Below are 18,779 nucleotides of genomic sequence, written 5' to 3'. Positions count from 1 at the left end.
CGGGGGTCTTCGGGGGTGGTCCGGGGGTGCTCCGGCGAGCCGGGGCGTCAGTTCGCGACGGCGAGCTCCGGCGCGCGGGCGCGCGTGCGGGTCGTGTGGCGGCCGACGGGGTGCGTCGTGAGGCGTCCCGTGACCGGGTCGTGCACGACGTCGACGCGCAGCCCGTACGTCTCGCTGAGCGCCGGGGAGGTCAGGACCTCGACGGGCTCGCCCGCGCCGACGACCTCGCCCGCGCGCAGCAGGACCACGTGGTCCGCGACGGCGGCGGCCTGGTCGAGGTCGTGCAGCACGACGCCGACGGCGACGCCGTGGTCGTCGGCCAGGTCGCGCACGAGGTCGAGGATCTCGACCTGGTAGCGCAGGTCGAGGTGGTTCGTGGGCTCGTCGAGCAGCAGCACCCGGGTGTCCTGCGCGAGGCACGTCGCGAGCCACACGCGCTGGAGCTCGCCGCCCGAGAGCTCGTCGGCGCCGCGGTCGGCCATGGCGGTCGTGCCCGTGACGTCCATCGCCCAGGCGACCGCGCGAGGGCCGTCCGGGTCCTGCGTGCGCCAGCGGCCGCGGTGCGGATGGCGGCCGTAGCCGACGACGTCGCGCACGCTCACGCCGCTCGGCGTCGGGCGGTGCTGGGACAGGAGGGTTACGCGGCGTGCGAAGTCCTGCGCGGAGAGCGCGAGCGCGTCGGGGCATCCGGTGAGCGCGACCTGGCCGGCGTCGGGGCGGTGCAGGCGCGCGAGCGAGCGCAGCAGCGTCGACTTGCCCGAGCCGTTGGGCCCGACGAGCGCGGTCACCTCACCCGCGTGCAGGCGCAGCGAGGCCTCCTGCACCACGGTGCGGCCGTGGTAGCCGAGGCGGAGCGCGGTGCCCTGGAGCGCGGGCGCGAGGTCGTCGGAGGTCACGAGCGTGAGGTTAGCCTGTCCTTACCCGGAAACGAAAGTCCGTCTCGCGGGTGAGCCCGGCCTAGGGTCGGGGCATGCTCCCGCACGCGCCCGGCCGCCCCACGCCCTACCCCCGCACCGCTCCCGACGGCCGACGGACAGGAGTGCCGGCACGCGCCGGCGCGCCGCTCGGAACCCCGCCCCGGGCGCTGTCCCGGGCGCCGGGCGCCATGCTCGGGCTCGCGCTCTCGGCCCTCGTCGGGGTCGCGCTGACCGTCCTCGGCGCCGGCCCGTCCGCGGCGCACAACACGCTCGTCTCGTCCGACCCCGCGGACGGCTCGACGCCCGCGACCGCACCCGCCCAGGTCACGCTCACGTTCAACGAGCCCGCGGTCGCCCTCGGGACGGTCGTCGAGGTCCGGGCGCCCGACGGGACCGTCGTGTCGAGCGGCGACGCGGTCCTGACCGACGCCAGCGTCGCGCAGGGCCTGAGCGGCGAGCTGCCCGCCGGGCCCTACTCGGTGCTGTGGCGCGTCACGTCCGCCGACGGGCACCCCATCGAGGGGCAGCTGACGTTCACGGCTCAGGGTCCGACGGTGGTCGGCGGCGCACCCGGGTCCGCGACCACCGGACCCGCCGCCACGCCGACGGCGGAGCCCACGGCGACCCCGACGCCGACCGCGGCACCGTCGCCGACCACGACGGCACCCGGGGCCTCCGAGTCGGCCGAGCCGGCGGAGCGCGACCCGGAGGCGGAGGCCTCGGCGACGAACGCGCTGCTCGCCGGGACGGTTGCGGTCCTCGTCGCGCTCGGCGTCGTCGTGGCGGTCCTCATCCGCCGCCGCCCGCACGGCCACGACGCCGGACCGGACGGCACCGCACCCGACGGCGCCCCCGGGACGCCCGACGGCTCCACCGGCGACTGACCGCCGCGCGGCCCGGGCGCGCCGCCCCGGCCCGGCGCGTCCTCGTCGGGCGGCGGAGCGGCGCGGCGCCCACGGACGGCCGACCGGGCGACCCGCACCCGGCAACGCCCCGGCTGCGCCGGTCGCGGTGGGAGGATCACGCCGCGACCGGAGCCGCCGGCCGTCCTCACCCGGGAGCCGCACGTGATCACCGCCGCCCAGACCCGCCAGGTCGGCTTCACGACGACGCGGACCGCCGCGTCGTACGACCGCGCCGCCGTCGACCACCTGCTCGACGAGGTCGGCCGCACCCTCGACGCGCTCGAGCGCGGGCGCACCGTCGGGGCCGGCGGCGCCCCGCTGCTCATGCCGCGCGACATGCGCACCGCTCCGCTCCCCGCGAGCCGCAGCGTGGAGGGCTACCTGGCCGCCGAGGTCGACGCGTTCCGCGCCCAGGTCGTCGCGACGCTCGACGAGTACGTGCTGCGGTTCAGCGGCGGCGGCACGGCAGCGGCGGCTCAGGCCCGGGCGTCGGCACCGGCGGCTGCCCCGCGAGCGGTGGCGCGGACGGCGGCGGTGCACGCGCCGGTCGTGCAGACGGCGGTGGCGCAGACGCCGGTCGTGCAGGCGCCGGTCGTGCACGAGCCCGCCGCCCGGTCCGGGGCCGGGAGCGCCCCGGCGGGACCGCCGCCCGGCGCGCCCTCGCCGGCGCCCCCGCCCGTCCCGGCCGCCCGGGCCGTCGACCTCACCGGGGCGCCCGAGGGGCTCGGCGCCTACGACGTCCTCGTCCAGGTCCAGCGCGCCCGCGCCACGCTGTTCGGCCCGACCCGCGACGTGCTCGTCGTCCGCCGGCCCGACGGCACCGAGCTGCGGGTCACGGGCGTCGAGGTCGTGCCCGGCGGGGCTGTCGTGCACGTGCGCTGACCCGCTGACCGGACCGCCGACCGCCCTGCCCCGAGGAGCCCCCGTGATCACCGCCGAGCAGCTCCGGCGCCGCCGCCTGAGCACCACGTACCGCAGCGACGGCTACGACGCCGCGCAGGTCGACCTCTACCTCGACCTGGCCGCCGAGACGCTCGCGTCGCTCGAGGCCGCGCGCGCCGGGTCGGCGGGCGCCGCGCAGATGCTGCTCCGGGAGCTCCGCACGGCGACGTTCCCGAGCCGCACGTCGGGCAGCGGCTACGAGTCGGCGCAGGTCGAGGCGCTGCGCGCCGGGGTGGTCGCGGCGCTCGAGGCGCACACCGGCACCGCGGGCGCGACGCCGACGCCGGTCCGGGGCGGGCCCTCGCCGACCGCGCCCACGGAGGTCGCGCCCACGACGCCCACGCCCACGCCGGTCCCCGCGGCGCTGCGGGCCGGCGAGCCTGCCCCCACGCCGTCCCTCGCACCCGTGCTGCCCACCCCGCCGCTGGGACGCCCGGCGCCCGGGGAGTCGCTCGGGTCGGTCGGCACGCTCGGGTCCGTCGTCGGGTGGGGGTCGCCGTCCGGCGAGCGGGGGTCGCTCAGCGCCTACGAGCTCGTGGTGCAGCTCCAGACCGCGCGCACCCAGCTGCTCGGCGCCGCGACCGACCGGCTCGTGCTGCGGACGGCGACCGGCGAGCTGCTGGGCGTCGCCGCGGTCGAGGCCACCGAGGAGGGCGTGCGGCTCACGACCGAGCACTGACGCACGTCGGCCGGACGGGTGGGACCGCCCCGGGCCGTGCGGGTCAGCCGACCGTCGTGCCGAACAGCAGCCCCAGCGCGTAGGTCGCGGCCGCCGCGCCGTACCCGATCGCGAGCTGGCGCAGCGCCCGGCGCACGGGCGGGCCGCCCGAGAGCACCCCGACGGTCGCGCCCGTGCCGAGCAGCGCGAGCCCGACGAGCGCCGACGCGATCGCCACGGCGGGCCACCCGTCGAGCCCGAACAGGTAGGGCAGCACCGGGATCAGCGCACCCGACGCGAAGAAGCAGAAGCTCGCCGCCCCGGCGCTGAACGCCGTCCCGACGGTCTCGTGCTCGTCCTCGTCGTCGCCTGCGGCCAGGCTCGCGCCCGCCCCCGACGGCGACAGCGCGGGCACGCCGAGCGCAGGCGTCGGGACCGTGCCGAACGACGCGAGCACCTCCCGCGCACGCCCCTGTGCCGCCTCCTCCGTCATGCCCCGCGCGCGGTAGACCAGCGCGAGCTCGTTGGCCTCGACGTCGAGGTGCGGGAGCGCGGCGCGCGCGTGCGGCCCGGGCGCGGACGCCTCGAGCAGCTCGCGCTGGGACCGCACCGAGACGAACTCGCCCGCGGCCATCGACAGCGCGCCCGCGAGCAGGCCCGCGAGGCCCGTCAGCAGCACGGTGGCCTGCGAGGCCCCCGAGGCGCCGATGCCGAGCACGAGCGCGAGGTTGCTGACCAGGCCGTCGTTGGCGCCGAACACCGCCGCGCGGAACGTCCCCGAGATGCGGTTGCGCCCCCGGGTCGCGAGCCCGCGCACGACCTCCTCGTGGATCCGCTCGTCGGCGGCCATCTGCGCGGTCGCGTCGGCGTCCTTCTCGTACGAGCCGCGGGCCTCGGCGCGCTGCGCGAGCGCCAGCACGAACACCGACCCGAACCGCCGCGCGAGCCAGCCGAGCACGCGGGTGCGCACGTCGCCCCGCAGCGGGCGGCCGACGTCGTCGCCCAGGAGCTCGAGCCAGTGGTCCTCGTGTCGGCGCTCGGCCTCGGCGAGCGCGAGCAGGATGTCGCGCTCCTCACCGGTGCGGCGCGACGCGAGGTCGCGGTACACCGCGGCCTCGGCACGCTCGTCGGCCAGGTACTGCCGCCATCGGCGCAGGTCACGGCGGCTGCGCGTCGACCCGTCGGGCGGGCCGGGGCGCGGCTCGGGGCTGTTCTGCACGTGTTCATCGTTCCACGCACCCCCGTCCGGGCGGCCCACGGGCACCATCCGGCGCGCGAGACGGGCACGCCCTCGGGTTGCCGGACCGGGCAGGGTGACCGACCGTGGACGTGCGTCAAGCAACTGCGCCGGGGGAGAACGTCATGCACGCCGAGACTCACGTCAGCCCGCACGTCAGAGCCGTCGCACCTGCACGCCGCTGGGCCCGGGACCGCCTCGTCGAGGCCGGTGTCGAGGGTCAGGCCCTGGACGTGCTGGTGCTGCTGGTCAGCGAGACGGTGACCAACGCGGTCGCGCACGCGGACCCGCCGGTGCACCTGTGCGTCGACGTCGACGGGGAGCGCACCCGCGTCGAGGTGACCGACGGGGCGCGCACCGAGCCGATCCTGCGGCACCCGCCGGCCGACGCCACGGGCGGCCGGGGCGTCATGTTCGTCGACGAGCTGTCGACCCGGTGGGGCATCGAGCCCGCCGCGGGCGAGGCCGCGAAGCGCGTGTGGTTCGAGCTCGCGCACGGCGACGTCGAGCGGTGGCCGGCGCCCCGCACCCATGCGTGAGCCGACCCTCTGGGAGACCGTCGGCGCCACGAACCCGGACCGCTCGCAGTGGTACGTCGAGCGCTTCCGGGCGATGGCCGCCGCGGGCGACGACCTCGCGGGCGAGGCCCGGTTCGTCGACGCGCTCGTGCCGCGGGGCGCGCGCGTGCTCGACGCGGGCTGCGGGCCGGGGCGGGTCGGCGGGGAGCTCGTGCGGCGCGGGCACACCGTGGTCGGCGTCGACGTCGACCCGGTGCTCGTCGCGGCCGCGCGCGAGGACCACCCGGGCGGCGACTGGCGCGTGGGCGACCTCGCGGAGCTCGACCTCCCGGCGGCGGGCGTGCGCGAGCCCTTCGACGTCGCCGTCATGGCCGGCAACGTGCTGACGTTCGTCGCGCCCGGCACGCACGTCGAGGTGCTGCGCCGGGTCGGTGCGCACCTGCGCGACGACGGCCGCCTGGCGATCGGCTTCGGCGCGGGCCGCGGCTACGCGTTCGAGCAGCTCACGGCCGACGCCGCGCAGGCCGGTCTCGTCGTGGACCAGCGGTTCGCCACCTGGGACCTGCGCCCGTTCGGACCGGCCGCGGAGTTCCTCGTCGCGCTGCTCGGCCGCGCGCGCTGACGCTCAGCGGCTCCCGGCGGGCCACGCGTCGCCGCCGCGCTCCACGAGCCCGTACTCGTAGGCGGCGATGACCGCCTGCACGCGGTCGCGGACCTCGAGCTTCGCGAGCACGTTGCCGACGTGCGTCTTGACCGTCGTCGAGGAGACGGTGAGGCGCTCGGCGATCTCGGCGTTGGAGAGGCCCTCGGCCATGCACCGCAGCACGTCCGTCTCGCGGGGCGAGAGCGCCTGCAGACGGGGGTCGAGGCGGTCCCCGGCGTTGCCGCCGGATCCCGTGGGCAGGTGCGGGGCGAACAGGTCGAGCATCCGCCGCAGCACGCGCGGCGCGACGACCGACGTGCCCGACGCGACCGTCCGGATGGCCTCGACGAGCTCCTCGGGCCGGGCGGTCTTGAGCAGGAACCCGCTGGCCCCCGAGCGCAGCGCGGCGAACGCGTACTCGTCGACGTCGAACGTCGTCAGCACGAGCACGCGTGACGACGGGTGCTCCAGCGCGAGCCGTCGCGTCGCCTCGATGCCGTCCATGCCGGGCATCCGCACGTCCATGAGCACGACGTCGGGCCGGAGCGCCGCGACCTGGTCGAGCGCGACCCGGCCGTCGGACGCCTCACCGACGACCTCGAGGTCCGGCTCGGACTCGATCACGAGGCGGAAGCCCATGCGCAGGAGCGCCTGGTCGTCCACGAGCAGCACCGTCGTCATGCGCGGTCCCCTCCCCCGTCGTGGTGCCACGGCAGCAGCACGAGCACGCGCCAGCCGCCCTCCGGCCGCGGGCCCGCGTCGACGTGGCCGCCGAGCAGCGCGGCCCGCTCCCGCATCCCGAGGATGCCCCGGTGCGTGCCGCCGCCGGTCCCGGGCCGGGTGCCGCCCTCGTCGAGGACCGTGAGCTCGACCGCGGAGCCGGTGCGCCGGACCGTGAGGTGCACCGACGGGGTCCCGGGCGCGTGCCGCAGCACGTTGGTCAGACCCTCCGCCACGATCCGCACGACCGCGAGGCGCAGCGTCGTGTCCTCGGGGAGGAGGGTGTCGAGCCCGTTCACGGTGAGCGGCAGCCCGGCCGCACGGAAGCGCTCGACGACGGTCCCGAGGTCGGTCTCGGTGGGCGCGGGCGGCCGCGGCGCGCCGCCGGGCCCGTCGGTCCCGGCGGTCGCGTCGGTCCCGTCGTCCGCGGGGTCGAGCGCCCCGAGCACGCGCTGCATGTCGCCGAGCGCGGAACGCCCGGTGCGGGAGAGCTCGGCCAGCGCGTCGCGGGAGCGGTCCGGGGCCCGGTCCAGGGCGGCCCGCGCCCCGTCGGACAGCGCGACCATGACGGAGACGCTGTGCGCGACGACGTCGTGCATCTCGCGCGCGATGCGGGTCCGCTCGGCGGCACGGGCCAGGGCCGCGCTCGCGTCGCGGTCGCGGGCCAGCGCGGCGTAGCGCTCGACGAGGTCGCGGGCGTGCAGCCGGCGGGCACGCACCCCCGAGCCGGTCGCGACGCCCAGCGCGAGCAGGGCCAGCAGCAGCGTGACCGAGGCGGAGCGCCGACCGGGCGAGAACGGCGGCTCCGTCAGGTCGTGCACGGGGTCGTCGATCTCCGGGAGCATCGGGTCGCTCCACAGGAGCATCTCGGCGAGCCCCACGTCCTCCCACCGCCACAGCGCGACCGAGACCACGACGAGCACGGCACCGCCCACGACCCACGCGGTGCGCGCCGGCCGCGCGGCTGCGACGGCGTGCAGGGCGCACGCGAGGCACAGCCCGAGGACGCCGAGCACCCCGGTCGTCGCGAGCGACACCACGGCGAGCACGGTCAGGGCCGCGGTCACGGTGAGCGGCCACGCGCGGCGGGCCAGCAGCACGACGGCGCCGGCCCCCGCGCCGGCGAGCCACGACCCCGGGACCAGCCGGAGCGCGGGGGTGTCCGGCGGGTACAGCCCGAGGCCCACGGACCCCTCGACGGTCGCGAGCGCGACGACGACCGTGACCAGGGCTGCGAGCAGCACCGCCCCGGCGACCGTCACGTCGGCGGTCCACGGGCGAGCGGCGACGACCCGCGCGAGCGCGCCGCGGCGCTGCACCTGGGTCTCCGTCAGCACGGGGGTCGCGTCCGCGTCGCGGCTCCACGCCGTGCGTCCGTGCGGGCGCAGGTTCGTCACGGTCCCACTCTCCCATCGGGGGTCGGGGCGGCCCGCCCCGCCGTCAGGTGACGTCATGGCGGCGGAGCCGGTAGGCGGCGGCGGCGAGGAGCGCGGCGACCCAGGCGGCGAGCACGAGCCCGCCACCCCACGGCCCGAGGTGCGGGCCCTGGGTCGCCGCGTCGAGGGCGGCGAGGCCCGCGTCGTCCAGGAGCAGGCGCGACCCCGCACCGGGCAGGAGCGCGCGCAGCGTGTCGGTCACCCTCCCGGGGTTCGCCAGGAGCATCTGGTCGGCGATCACGAGCAGGAGCAACCCGCTGACGAGAGCTGCCGCGGACCGGCGCAGCAGCGCCCCGAGGCCGAGCCCCAGCAGCGCGACGCCGGTCAGCGCGACGACGTAGCCGGCCAGCGCCCGTGCCGTGCCGCCGTCCCCGAGGTCGAGCGGCAGCCCGGCGGCGGCACGCTGCCCGTACGTCACGAGGGCCGACGCCCCGAGCGCCGCCACGGCCGTGACCAGCCCGACCGTCGCGGTCACGAGCGCCTGCGCGCCGAGGACCGGGAGCCGACGCGGGACGGCGGCGAACGTCGTGGTCGCGGTGCCCGTGGTGTGCTCCTCGGTGCCGACGAGCACGCCGAGCACGAGGGCGCCGAGCTGGGCGAGCACGTGACCCGCCACGACGAGCGACACCCCGGAGCGCTCGTCGCCGGCCCGAACGAACAGCCCGAGCGCGTACGCGAGCGTCAGCGCGGCGACGACCGTGCCGAGCGGGAGCCACAGCGTCGAGCGCACGCTCGTGCGCCGGGTCCACTCCGCGGCGAGCACCCGGGGGAAGGTGACCGCGCGGGGGAGGTCGGACGACGCGTGCCGGTCCCGCTCCGGTGGCGCCGCCCGGGGTGGCGCCGCCCGGGGTGGCGTCGTCGGCCGGGGTGGTGGCGGGCTCGTCCGCGGCCGTCTCATCGACGGTCCGCCCTCAGACCAGGTCACGCGCGCGCAGCCGCACCGCAGCGACACCGAGCGGGACGAGCACCCACACGGCCAGCACCGCGACGCCGCCCCCGACCCCGAGGTCCGGCGCACCGTCGAACGTCCCCGCGTCGGGCACGAGGAACGTCACCGCCCCGCCGGGCAGCACCGCCGTCACCGTCCCCACGGCGGTCACCTCGGGCCGGGCCACCTCCGCGACCCCGACCGGCGGGGCGCCGCCGATCCCCGGGTCGGACGCGAGCACGAGCACCACGGGCAGCACCAGGACGAGCACGACGCCCGCGACGACGGCCGGCACCGTGCGGCGCAGCAGCGCCCCCAGCGCGAGCCCCAGCAGCGCCATCGCGACGAGCTGGACCGTCATGCCGGCCAGGAGCTGCGGCGTCCCCCCGCCGGCGAGGTCGAGCGTCATCGCGCGCGACCCGGCCGCGGGCAGCAGGCCCACCACCGCGGCCGCGACGGCCAGCACGGACACCACGACCGCGGCGGCCGCCGTGACGACGAGCTGCGCGACGAGCACGGGGAGCCGGCGCGGCACCGCGGTGAACGTCGTGCGGAACGTCCCGGTGCTGAACTCCCCCGTCCCGACCAGGACGCCGAGCACGAGCAGCCCGACCTGCGCGAGCGGCAGCCCGGTGGCGACCGAGCCCATCGGGTCGAACCCGGGGTCGGTCGACGAGGCGTTCGCGGACAGCCACGTCAGCACCCCGGAGACGGCCACGGTCACGACGGCGATCGCCGCCGGCGAGCGCAGGCTCGTGAGCTTGCTCCACTCGGCGGCGACGACCCGCGCGACGCCCGGGCCCCGCCGGGCCGGGTTCGCTCGCGCCGGTGCCGCGGCGGGGACGGCGGCGGTCGCGGTCATCGGGTGCCCCCTGCGGCGGTCAGGCCGGTCGCCTCGTCGGCGGTGCGGCCGCGGTACTGCACGGACCCTGCGGTCAGCTGGAGGTAGGCGTCCTCGAGCGAGCCGTGGTCCGTCGCGAGCTCGAGCACCGTGGCGCCGCACCGGCGCGCGGCGGCACCGACCTTCTCGACCGTCGCGCCGCGCACGTGCAGCACGCCGGACCCCTGCGCGGTGACGTCGGCGCCCGCCGCGAGCAGCGTCCCCGCGAGCACGTCGGGCTCGGTGGTGCGGACGCGGACGGTGCCCGCGCGCTCCGTGCCGTCGACGAGCTCCTGGACCGACGCGTCGGCGAGCAGCCGGCCCTGGCCGATGACGACGACGCGGTCCGCGCACAGCGCGAGCTCGTGCATCAGGTGGGACGAGAGCAGCACCGTGCGCCCCTCGGCAGCCAGGTCGCGCACGAGCCCGCGCACCCACAGGACGCCGTCGGGGTCGAGCCCGTTGACCGGCTCGTCGAGCAGCAGCGTCCCCGGGTCGCCGAGCAGCGCACCGGCGATGCCGAGCCGCTGGCCCATGCCGAGCGAGAACGTGCCGGCACGGCGCCGCGCCACGGACTCGAGCCCCGTCATGCCGATCACCTCGTCGACCCGCGAGCGCCCGATCCCGTGCGTGCGCGCCAGGGCGAGCAGGTGGCGGAACGCCGAGCGCCCGGGGTGCACCGACCGGGCGTCGAGCATCACGCCGACCGTGTGCAGCGGTGCGGGCAGGTCGGCGTAGCGCCGGCCGTCGACCGTCACGGTCCCCGCCGTGGGCCGCTCGAGCCCGACGGCGACCCGCATCGTGGTCGACTTCCCGGCACCGTTCGGGCCGAGGAACCCGGTCACGAGCCCGGGCCGCGCGGTGAACGTGAGCCCGTCGACCGCCGTCGTCGGGCCGTAGCGCTTGGTCAGCGCCTCCACCTGGATCATGCGTCGCTCCCGTCGTCCCGGGCCGCGTCGGTCGCGCGGCCCCTCCGTCGTCGACGCTAGGGACGCGGTGCGGGGGCGCAGCACCTGCGCGCGGACGATCCGGTGCACGGCCCGACCTCCTCCTCGGGGAGGAGCGGGCACGCCGCCGGGCTGACCGCCGCGGCCCTCGCCCGGCCGTCACCCGCGCCCTAGGCTCACCGCATGGCCCGGTACTTCGACGTGCACCCCACCACCCCCCAGCCCCGGTCGATCGGGCAGGTCGTCGCGATGCTGCGCGACGACGCGCTCGTCGCCTACCCGACCGACTCGTCGTACGCGCTCGGCGCCCGGATCGGCAGCCCCACGGGCGCGGACCGCATCCGCTCGATCCGCCAGCTCGACGACAAGCACCACTTCACGCTCGTCTGCTCGGACTTCGCGCAGCTCGGTCAGCTCGTGCAGCTCGACAACTCGGCGTTCCGGGCGATCAAGGCCGCGACCCCGGGCCCGTACACGTTCATCCTCCCGGCGACCCGCGAGGTGCCGAAGCGGCTCGCGCACCCGAAGAAGAAGACCGTCGGGGTGCGCATCCCGGACCACCCCGTCGTCCAGGCGATCCTGCGCGAGCTCGGCGAGCCGATGCTCTCGAGCACCCTGATCCTGCCCGGCACCGAGGCGCCCATGACGGAGGGCTGGCTCGTCAAGGAGGAGCTGGACCACCTGGTCGACGCGGTCGTCGACGCCGGCGAGTGCGGCACCGAGCCCACCACGGTCGTCGACTGGTCCGAGGGTGCGCCCGAGGTCGTCCGCGTCGGGGCGGGGGACCCGAGCCGGTTCGAGTGAGCGGGGTCCCGACGGCCGGCCCGCCGGGTGACGGCCGGCGCACGCCCGCCGACGGCCCGCGCACGCCGCTCGCCAGCTCCACCTCCGGCGAGTCCCGGACCGACCTGCCGCCCCGCCCCCGGCCCGACGAGCGCCCGGCCACCGGCGACGTCACCTACCCGCTGCTCGCCCGCACCGCCCCCGACGTCGCGACGCTCGACTCCCTCGTCGTCGACTGCCGCGCGTGCCCCCGGCTCGTCGCGTGGCGCGAGGAGGTCGCCCGGGTCAAGCGGGCCTCGTTCCGCGACGAGACGTACTGGGCCCGCCCGGCGCCGGGCTTCGGCGACCCGGGCGCCCGCATCCTCGTCGTCGGCCTCGCCCCCGCCGCGCACGGCGCGAACCGCACGGGGCGGATGTTCACGGGCGACCGCTCGGGCGACTTCCTGTTCGCCGCCCTGCACCGCACCGGCTTCGCCAACCAGCCGACCTCGACGCACCGCGGCGACGGCCTCGCGCTCACCGGGATCCGGCTGACCGCGCCGGTCCGCTGCGCTCCCCCGGCCAACGCCCCGACGCCCGCCGAGCGCACGACGTGCGGGCCGTGGCTCGGTCGCGAGCTCGAGCTCGTCGACCCCGACGTGGTCGTCGTGCTCGGCGGGTTCGGCGGGTTCGGCTGGCAGGCGCTGCTCGCGACCCTCGGGGAGCAGGGCTGGCACGTGCCGCGACCGCGACCCCGGTTCGGGCACGGCGCCGAGGTCGTGCTCGACGGTCCGGACGGCCGCACCCTGACGCTGCTGGGGTGCTTCCACGTGAGCCAGCAGAACACCTTCACCGGCCGGCTCACGCCCGCGATGCTCGACGCGGTGCTCGTGCGGGCGCGAGGGCTCACCGGCGGCGAGTGACGCGTCGGCGGAGCCCCGCCGGCTCACGTACCGTCGGTCCATGGCAGCCGCACCGCCGACGCCGCCCGCTCCGCACGGCAGCACGTCGAGCCCCGGTCACGTCTTCGTGATCCCCGGCAACCTCGCCCACCTCGACGCCGACGCGATGGTGCTCCCCACCGACCGCGGCTTCACCGTCGAGCGCCCGTGGTTCCCGGTCCTGGGGCTCGCGGGGGACGACGCAGGGGACGACGCGGTGGACGACGCCGGTCCGGGCGCCGCCGAGCGACCCGACCCGGACACCGTCCGCGCCCTCCGCCCCGAGGGCTGGCCCGACGGCGACGGCCGCGCCCGCGCGACGCGCACCGGCACGCCCGTCCTCCCCACGTGGTTCGTCGACTCCGTGCGCGACCCGACGCTCGACGGCAGGGACGCGGCCGACGCCCTCGCCGACCGCGTCGAGCACGTGCTCCGCGCGGTCGCACGCTCGGACGTCCGCCCGGGCCGCGGGCGCAGCCGGGTGCTCGTCGCCCTGCCGACCCTGGGCGTCGGCGGCGGGGACTTCGGGTCGTTGCGCGGGCTCGTGATCGACGCCCAGCTCGCCGCGTGCCGCTCGGCCGCCGAGGCGACCGGGATCGACGTCGTCGTCGTCGCCCGCAACGCCTCGGACTACGCCGCGTTCCAGGACCACCGGCGGTCCGGGCTCGGGGACGCCGCCGCGGGCGTCGACGACGAGCGCGCCCGTGCCCTCGCGCAGCGCGCCCGGGACGGCTCCCTCGCGCTGTTCATCGCGGCCGGCGTCGGCATGGGTGCCGGCCTGCCGGGCTGGCGTCAGCTCATCGACCTGCTCGCGGGCGACACCGACGACCCCGAGGGCACGCGCACCGCCCTGGCCCGGCTCGCGTCCCCGCTCGACCAGGCCGAGCTGCTGCGGATGCGTCTGCCCGACCTCGCGCAGCGCATCGCGCACCACGTCGGATCCACGTCCCGCTACGGTGTCGGGCACGCCCTCCTCGCGTCGCTGCGCTGCCGCCGCGCGGTGACGACGAACTACGACCGCCTGTACGAGCTCGCCGTCGGCGACGTGGACGGTGCGCTGCCGATCCGCGTCCTGCCGACGCACCGGGTCGCCGCGCACGCACCGTGGCTGCTCAAGATGCACGGCGACAGCGAGGACCCGGCGTCGATCGTGCTGAGCCGCAGCGACGTCGTCGGGTTCGACTCCTCGTTCCGGCCGATGGGCGCGCTCGTGCAGTCGCTGCTGCTCACGCAGCACGTGCTCGTGGTCGGCGCGTCGATGCAGGACGACAACTTCCTGCGGCTCGCCTACGAGATCCGGGGCTTCCTCGGCAACCCGCGCGAGGACGGCGAGCCGCTGTTCGGGACCGTCCTCACGCTCAGCGAGGAAGCCGCGCAGGGCGAGCTGTGGCGCGGCTGGTTCGACTACGTCGCCGTCTCCCGCGACCCCGACGACGACCGCGCGCGCGAGCTCGCCGTCTTCCTCGACCGCGTCGCGATGCACGCGTCCCGCCCGTCGTTCGCGCTCGACGTCCGCTACGAGCAGCTCCTCGACCCGCCCGAGCAGGACGCTGCCCGCGACGCGCGCGCCCTGCTCCACCACCTCGAGGACCTCGGCCTCGCGGACCGGGACCGGTGGGCCTCGGTGGTGCAGGCGCTGCGCGACTCGGGGGCGGGGGGCTGAGGCCGCGTCGGTGCCGCGACGGCGTCCCGGACCGGGTGGACCGCGCCGACGCGCTGGTTACGCTGGCCGCTCACTCCCCCGCGAAAGGGTCGCGCCCGTGCCGGAGCTGGATCGCCTCGCCGTCGTGTCCGACGTCCACGGGAACGTGACCGCGTTCGAGGCGGTGCTGCGCGACATCGACGCCCGCGGCATCGCGACCGTGCTGAACCTCGGGGACGTCGCCGGGAAGGGCCCCCGCGGGTCGCGGGCGGTGGCGCTGAGCCGCGAGCACTGCGCGGTCACGGTCCGGGGGAACTGGGACGACTTCCTGCCGCGGCCGGACCCGGACCGGGACCCCGAGTTCGTGTGGTGGCACGAGGAGCTGACCGACGAGGACCGGGAGTGGCTCGTGACGCTGCCGCTCTCGCACGACCTGGAGCTGAGCGGGCGGCGGGTGCGGCTGTTCCACGCCTCGGCGCAGAGCGTCTACACGCGCGTGCGGTTCCGGCACACCGAGGAGGAGTTCGCGGGGATGTTCGCCGCGACCGAGCTCACCGGGGACGGGCCGGAGCCGACGGTCGTCGGGTACGGCGACGTGCACGACGCGTACATCGAGACGTTCCGCGGCCGGACCCTGTTCAACACGGGCAGCGTCGGGAATCCGCTCGACGAGCCGACGGCGTCGTACGTGGTCCTCGAGGGCGTCCCCGGCGGCACCGAGCAGGACCCGTTCGGCATCCAGGTGGTCCGCGTGCCGTACGACATCGAGGCGGAGATCGAGGTCGCCCGCAGCCTCGGGATGCCTGCGCTGGAGCCGTACGCGATCGAGCTGCGCACCGCGGTCTACCGGGGGCTGCACGAGTCGCTCGGGCTCACCCCGGCGCGCTCGTGACCCCGGCTCGTCCGTGACCGCGACGCGTCCCGGACCCGCGCGCTCACCGACCCGGTGGCCCGTCGAGCAGGCAGGATGAGGCCGTGCCGATGCGTGCGGCGCACCGGACGTCGTTCGTGGCGAACGCCGCCGGGCGCGGGCTGCCCGACCCGGCCCGGTTCGCGGCGCTCGCCGCGGGTCAGGCCGTCGCCGTCGCGCACGTCGCGGCGCACGCGCTCGGGGCCGCGGCCTACGCGATCCGCGCCGTCGTCGCGGCGTCCCCGCCGGATACCGGCGAGGCCGCCCGCGTGGCGGAGCGCGACTGGCAGCGGCAGCAGGTCCCCGCCGGGCTGCGCGAGCTCGTCCTCGACGACCAGCGCCACCGGAGCGGCATCTGCTGGCACGTGTTCGACGACTGACGGGACGGCGCAGCACCGCGATCACGCACGTCCCCCGACCGTCCCCGGCACCACGATGTACCCCTCGTCCGCGCCGCCGAGCACGCGCATGCGCGGGTCCCGCGTGCCCCACAGCCACGCGAGGTACGCGCACAGCACCGCGTCGATCTCGTCCTCGACGCGTTCGAGCTCGCTCGCCCGGACCGCCCCCACGACGACGGCCCGCAGCTCGGCCCAGCGCGGCGACGCCGAGAGCCGCAGCGGGTCCTCGCACACCCGCTCGAGGTGGTCGAGCAGCGCGCGGAACGCCGGCCGCCGGGACTCGAGGTCGCGCCCGCGCCGGGCCTTGTACGGCAGGACGGTGGTCAGCCCGAAGAGCAGGACCGTCGCGGGGTGCGGGTACACCTCGATCGCGACGGACGTGCCGGCGCCGGGCTCGACACCGGGGTCGGTGGCCCAGCCGAACCGGCCGGCGAGGGTCTGGGCGCGCGGCGGGTCGAACAGCGGGTTGCTGCGGTTCGCCGGGTAGGCGCCCGCGTGGAACCGCCCGAACTCGGCGGTGACCAGCGACTCGCACCGGCGTCGCCCGGTGAGGTTCGGGACGACGAGCGGGGCGTCGACCGCGGCGACCACCTCGCCGGGCGCGTGCGCGGCGACGAACGCCGCGATCTCGTCGTCGGTGCGGACCGCGCCGGACGCGACCAGCCGCCCGTGCTCGTCGAGCGCGGCCAGACCGGTGCGGGCGCGGGACCCCCAGGCGAGGTCGAGCCCGACGTAGCGCGTCAGCTCGGCCCCCGGTCCGGCTCGGGACTGGCGGCACGCTCCACGGGTCCTCCTCGGGCGGCGCGACGGGCCCGCCGCACGCGCATCCTCGCCCCGCGTGCGCCGAGCCGCCAGCCCGCGCAGACCCGCCAGCCCGCGCCCGCCAGCCCGCGCCGGCCCGCCCGCCCCCGCCGGCCCGCCCCCGCCGGCCGCCGGTGCGCGCTCCGGGGTCACCTCGGGGCGCACACCACCCCGACGCACTGCGGCTCGTTGCCGTTCCCGCGCGCGACGTTCCCACCGCCGTCGACCCCGTTCGGCGCGTAGATGCCCCACCCGGAGCTGCGGACGGCCGTGACGTTCGCGATGCGGGACGGCCCGGTGGCGTAGATCGCGTCCCCGTTGCGCCGGAACGTGTCGCCGTCGAGGTCCGCGTAGGCCCCGGTCTCGTTCGGGTCGACGGCCCGCACCGCGGTCCCGTTCTCGACGAAGAGGTTGCGTCGCAGCGTCATCGTGTCCGCCGCGTCCACCGCGACGACGTTGCGACGGAACGTGTTCGACGTGAGCACGACGTACCCGAGGATCGTGCCCGTGACGCCGACCTGGCTGTCGGTGATCGTGCTGTCGGTCAGGACGAGACCCCCGAGCTGCTCGTAGGCGGTCGTGGCGTTGCGCGCGAATCGGCACGACGTCGCCTCGATCCCGCCGTCGAGCGCGTCGAGCGCGGTGCCGTTGTCGACGAACGAGGAGTCCGTGACGCTCACCTGCGCACCGCTGTGCACCGCGAGGTCGTTGCGGGCGAACCTCGAGCGGTCGACCCGCACGTCGGAGTAGAGCGCCACGTGGAGCCCGGTGCCGTTCTCCACGAAGCGTGACCGGGAGACGTCGAGCTCGGCGCTGTAGGCGGTGATGCCCGCGCCGTTCCCGCGCAGCACGAGGGCGGTGACCGCGCTCGGGACGACGCTGCCGTCCGGGAAGTCGTTGCCCCCGGCGAGCCCCGAGCCCCAGCCCTCGACGGTCCCACCGCGGACCACCTGGTTCGCGGCGTTGTCGAACAGGACGCCCGTGCCGGTCCCGGGCCCGCGGATCGTGTGCCCGCCGAGGTCGAGCGTGACGGGCCCCACCAGCCGCAGCCCGTCGCCCTCGGCACAGACGAGGTCGGCGGTGAGCGTCGTGTCCTGCGTGAGCGTCGCGCCGCACCGCACCGGCTGCGGGCTGGGGTCCGGCGTCGGGCTGGTCGTCGGTCCGGGAACCGGTCCGACCGAGAGCGTCAGTGCGAGCGCGAGGCCCGCCGTCGAGGTGAGGTGCATCGGGTCCCCCTGGGTCGGCTCCGGCCACCGTCGGGGCGTCCGCCTCCGAGCCTCCGCGGCGGCGGTCCGGGACATCTCACCGGACCGCTCACGACACTAGGCAGCGCACGCCGTCCCGCCCGGGCCGGTGCCCGGAGGTGCAGTCACGTCAGCCCGATGGGGAGGGCGCGGGCGCCGTCACCGGGCCCGCCCCCGGTGGCGACCCGACCCACCCGCGCCTAGCGTCGCCAGGGTGGTCCAGACGCGTGGCCGCACCGCCTCGGACAGAGGACACCCGCATGTACCTGCACGTTCAGCGCCTGATCAACGAGATCATCCCCGACGAGCCCGACCCCGCCGCCGCGAACGCGCTGCAGGAGGGGCTCGGCGGACAGTTCGGCGAGATGCGCACGATGATGCAGTACCTGTTCCAGAGCATCAACTTCCGCGGTCCCGCCGGGAAGCCGTACAAGGACCTGCTCCAGGGGATCGGGACCGAGGAGATCAGCCACGTCGAGCTGATCGGCACGACGATCTCACGGCTGCTCGACGGCTCACCGCGCTACCAAGGCAAGAAGACCGACCCGCTCGACGAGCCGGGTGCCGGTGGGAAGACGCCGCTCGAGCTGGCGACGCACCAGAGCAACATCCACCACTACCTCGTCGCCGCCCAGGGCGCGCTGCCCGTGGACGCGGCGGGCAACCCGTGGAGCGGCAGCTACGTCTACAACTCGGGCAACCTCGTGCTCGACCTGCTCTACAACCTCATGCTCGAGTCGACCGGCCGGCTGCAGAAGTGCCGCATCTACGAGATGACGGACAACAAGACGGCCCGCTCGACGATCTCCTACCTGATCGTGCGCGACCAGGCCCACGAGAACGCGTACGCGAAGGCCCTCGAGACCCTCGGCGTCGACTGGAAGAAGACGCTGCCGATCCCGAAGACGAACGCCGAGCAGTTCCCCGAGGTCAAGAAGCTCCTCGACCTCGGCCTGCAGAGCAAGCAGTACTCGTTCGACCTGACCAGCCAGTCGGAGGCCGGGAAGATCTTCCGGGGCATGTCGCCCTCGAACGACGGCACCGAGCTCGACGCGACCGAGCAGGCCCCCGCGGGTGTGCCGATGACGATCGCGGAGGAGCGGTTCGAGGAGTTCGCACCGGGTGCCGACCCGGAGCTCCTCGCGCTCATCCAGGCGACCGCCGACCTCGAGATGGCCGAGGTCCAGCCGGTGTACGGGCCCGTGCCGCCGTCGAGCTGACCGCAGCACCTGCCCGGCCCCGGGGGGGGGGGGGGGGCTCTGGTGGGGGGGGTCTGCGGGGGGGGGGGGGGTGGGGGCGAGAAAAAGAGGCAGGGCTAGTTACGCGGCAGTGGATCACCACACGGGA

At 76.7% G+C, this 18,779-nt stretch carries 19 protein-coding genes and 1 pseudogene; 11 read left to right on the top strand and 9 right to left on the bottom strand.

Annotated elements, in window-relative coordinates:
- Positions 1-47 precede the first annotated feature (47 nt).
- Positions 48-896, bottom strand: a complete 849-nt coding sequence (locus ACWFNE_RS13475; protein WP_452122942.1) for an ABC transporter ATP-binding protein — start codon at positions 894-896, stop codon at positions 48-50.
- Between the two features lie 74 nt (positions 897-970).
- Here ACWFNE_RS13475 and ACWFNE_RS13470 point away from each other — a divergent pair, with 74 nt between their 5' ends.
- The 3 genes from ACWFNE_RS13470 (at position 971) to ACWFNE_RS13460 (ending at position 3,443) form a co-directional block, all read left to right on the top strand.
- Complete coding sequence (locus ACWFNE_RS13470; protein WP_452122941.1) at positions 971-1,801, top strand: copper resistance CopC family protein; 831 nt, start codon at positions 971-973, stop codon at positions 1,799-1,801.
- Positions 1,802-1,984: 183 nt separating this feature from the next.
- Positions 1,985-2,704, top strand: a complete 720-nt coding sequence (locus ACWFNE_RS13465) for a hypothetical protein (RefSeq protein WP_452122940.1) — start codon at positions 1,985-1,987, stop codon at positions 2,702-2,704.
- A gap of 43 nt (positions 2,705-2,747) precedes the next feature.
- Positions 2,748-3,443 (top strand): DivIVA domain-containing protein, encoded by a 696-nt coding sequence (locus ACWFNE_RS13460; RefSeq protein WP_452122939.1) that lies wholly within the window; start codon positions 2,748-2,750, stop codon positions 3,441-3,443.
- Between the two features lie 43 nt (positions 3,444-3,486).
- Here ACWFNE_RS13460 and ACWFNE_RS13455 read toward each other — a convergent pair whose 3' ends face one another.
- Positions 3,487-4,689 carry a VIT1/CCC1 transporter family protein gene (locus ACWFNE_RS13455; protein WP_452122938.1) on the bottom strand — a complete coding sequence of 401 codons (1,203 nt, stop codon included), beginning with the start codon at positions 4,687-4,689 and terminating at the stop codon, positions 3,487-3,489.
- Positions 4,690-4,784: 95 nt separating this feature from the next.
- On the opposite strand from ACWFNE_RS13455, the gene ACWFNE_RS13450 reads away from it, so the two are divergent.
- Entirely contained in the window at positions 4,785-5,198 is a 414-nt protein-coding gene (locus ACWFNE_RS13450; protein ID WP_452122937.1) for an ATP-binding protein, read from the top strand.
- Positions 5,191-5,799 (top strand): class I SAM-dependent methyltransferase, encoded by a 609-nt coding sequence (locus ACWFNE_RS13445; protein ID WP_452122936.1) that lies wholly within the window; start codon positions 5,191-5,193, stop codon positions 5,797-5,799. The genes ACWFNE_RS13450 and ACWFNE_RS13445 overlap by 8 nt, the downstream gene beginning before the upstream one ends.
- Before the next feature lie 3 nt (positions 5,800-5,802).
- Here the strand turns inward: ACWFNE_RS13445 and ACWFNE_RS13440 are convergent, their stop codons facing one another.
- The 5 genes from ACWFNE_RS13440 to ACWFNE_RS13420 all read right to left on the bottom strand — a co-directional run bounded on the left by ACWFNE_RS13440 (position 5,803) and on the right by ACWFNE_RS13420 (position 10,713).
- A complete protein-coding gene (locus ACWFNE_RS13440; RefSeq protein ID WP_452122935.1) occupies positions 5,803-6,501 on the bottom strand; it encodes a response regulator transcription factor in 699 nt (232 codons plus the stop codon).
- The gene (locus ACWFNE_RS13435; RefSeq protein WP_452122934.1) at positions 6,498-7,937 is read right to left on the bottom strand and encodes a sensor histidine kinase; all 1,440 of its coding nucleotides are present in this window, start codon (positions 7,935-7,937) and stop codon (positions 6,498-6,500) included. Before ACWFNE_RS13435 ends, ACWFNE_RS13440 begins: the two co-directional genes overlap by 4 nt.
- Positions 7,938-7,980: 43 nt before the next feature.
- Positions 7,981-8,739, bottom strand: coding sequence for a hypothetical protein (locus ACWFNE_RS13430; protein ID WP_452122933.1), 759 nt, complete (start codon positions 8,737-8,739; stop codon positions 7,981-7,983).
- Positions 8,740-8,887: 148 nt separating this feature from the next.
- Positions 8,888-9,766: a hypothetical protein gene (locus tag ACWFNE_RS13425; RefSeq protein ID WP_452122932.1), complete on the bottom strand. Its 879-nt coding sequence runs from the start codon at positions 9,764-9,766 to the stop codon at positions 8,888-8,890.
- The gene (locus ACWFNE_RS13420; protein ID WP_452122931.1) at positions 9,763-10,713 is read right to left on the bottom strand and encodes an ATP-binding cassette domain-containing protein; all 951 of its coding nucleotides are present in this window, start codon (positions 10,711-10,713) and stop codon (positions 9,763-9,765) included. Before ACWFNE_RS13420 ends, ACWFNE_RS13425 begins: the two co-directional genes overlap by 4 nt.
- 201 nt (positions 10,714-10,914) lie before the next feature.
- Between ACWFNE_RS13420 and ACWFNE_RS13415 the strand changes: the two genes are divergently transcribed.
- The 5 genes and pseudogenes from ACWFNE_RS13415 to ACWFNE_RS13395 all read left to right on the top strand — a co-directional run.
- Positions 10,915-11,535, top strand: a complete 621-nt coding sequence (locus tag ACWFNE_RS13415) for an L-threonylcarbamoyladenylate synthase (RefSeq protein WP_452122930.1) — start codon at positions 10,915-10,917, stop codon at positions 11,533-11,535.
- Positions 11,532-12,416, top strand: a complete 885-nt coding sequence (locus ACWFNE_RS13410; RefSeq protein ID WP_452122929.1) for a uracil-DNA glycosylase — start codon at positions 11,532-11,534, stop codon at positions 12,414-12,416. The genes ACWFNE_RS13415 and ACWFNE_RS13410 overlap by 4 nt, the downstream gene beginning before the upstream one ends.
- Positions 12,417-12,456: 40 nt before the next feature.
- Positions 12,457-14,097, top strand: a complete 1,641-nt coding sequence (locus tag ACWFNE_RS13405) for an SIR2 family protein (protein WP_452122928.1) — start codon at positions 12,457-12,459, stop codon at positions 14,095-14,097.
- A gap of 97 nt (positions 14,098-14,194) precedes the next feature.
- A complete protein-coding gene (locus ACWFNE_RS13400) occupies positions 14,195-14,968 on the top strand; it encodes a metallophosphoesterase family protein (RefSeq protein WP_452122927.1) in 774 nt (257 codons plus the stop codon).
- An 80-nt stretch (positions 14,969-15,048) separates the two neighbouring features.
- Positions 15,049-15,366 (top strand): annotated as a pseudogene (locus ACWFNE_RS13395) (putative immunity protein); the annotation flags it as partial.
- A 21-nt stretch (positions 15,367-15,387) separates the two neighbouring features.
- Here the strand turns inward: ACWFNE_RS13395 and ACWFNE_RS13390 are convergent.
- Both ACWFNE_RS13390 and ACWFNE_RS13385 read right to left on the bottom strand, forming a co-directional pair.
- Positions 15,388-16,341, bottom strand: coding sequence for a DUF429 domain-containing protein (locus tag ACWFNE_RS13390; protein ID WP_452122926.1), 954 nt, complete (start codon positions 16,339-16,341; stop codon positions 15,388-15,390).
- Entirely contained in the window at positions 16,338-17,414 is a 1,077-nt protein-coding gene (locus ACWFNE_RS13385) for a hypothetical protein (RefSeq protein WP_452122925.1), read from the bottom strand. The genes ACWFNE_RS13390 and ACWFNE_RS13385 overlap by 4 nt, the downstream gene beginning before the upstream one ends.
- Before the next feature lie 278 nt (positions 17,415-17,692).
- Here ACWFNE_RS13385 and ACWFNE_RS13380 point away from each other — a divergent pair, with 278 nt between their 5' ends.
- A complete protein-coding gene (locus tag ACWFNE_RS13380; protein ID WP_452122924.1) occupies positions 17,693-18,652 on the top strand; it encodes a manganese catalase family protein in 960 nt (319 codons plus the stop codon).
- Positions 18,653-18,779: the final 127 nt, after the last annotated feature.

Source organism: Cellulomonas sp. NPDC055163 (genome assembly GCF_053607065.1).
Note: the sequence above shows the minus strand (reverse complement) of the source record. Positions and strands in the feature narration are given on the sequence as shown.

Coding starts and splice junctions, on each gene's coding strand:
- ACWFNE_RS13470 (WP_452122941.1), top strand. CDS start 971: ATGCTCCCGCACGCGCCCGGCCGCCCCACGCCCTACCCCCGCACCGCT.
- ACWFNE_RS13455 (WP_452122938.1), bottom strand. CDS start 4,689: ATGGTGCCCGTGGGCCGCCCGGACGGGGGTGCGTGGAACGATGAACAC.
- ACWFNE_RS13450 (WP_452122937.1), top strand. CDS start 4,785: ATGCACGCCGAGACTCACGTCAGCCCGCACGTCAGAGCCGTCGCACCT.
- ACWFNE_RS13445 (WP_452122936.1), top strand. CDS start 5,191: ATGCGTGAGCCGACCCTCTGGGAGACCGTCGGCGCCACGAACCCGGAC.
- ACWFNE_RS13440 (WP_452122935.1), bottom strand. CDS start 6,501: ATGACGACGGTGCTGCTCGTGGACGACCAGGCGCTCCTGCGCATGGGC.
- ACWFNE_RS13425 (WP_452122932.1), bottom strand. CDS start 9,766: ATGACCGCGACCGCCGCCGTCCCCGCCGCGGCACCGGCGCGAGCGAAC.
- ACWFNE_RS13420 (WP_452122931.1), bottom strand. CDS start 10,713: ATGATCCAGGTGGAGGCGCTGACCAAGCGCTACGGCCCGACGACGGCG.
- ACWFNE_RS13415 (WP_452122930.1), top strand. CDS start 10,915: ATGGCCCGGTACTTCGACGTGCACCCCACCACCCCCCAGCCCCGGTCG.
- ACWFNE_RS13405 (WP_452122928.1), top strand. CDS start 12,457: ATGGCAGCCGCACCGCCGACGCCGCCCGCTCCGCACGGCAGCACGTCG.
- ACWFNE_RS13385 (WP_452122925.1), bottom strand. CDS start 17,414: ATGCACCTCACCTCGACGGCGGGCCTCGCGCTCGCACTGACGCTCTCG.
- ACWFNE_RS13380 (WP_452122924.1), top strand. CDS start 17,693: ATGTACCTGCACGTTCAGCGCCTGATCAACGAGATCATCCCCGACGAG.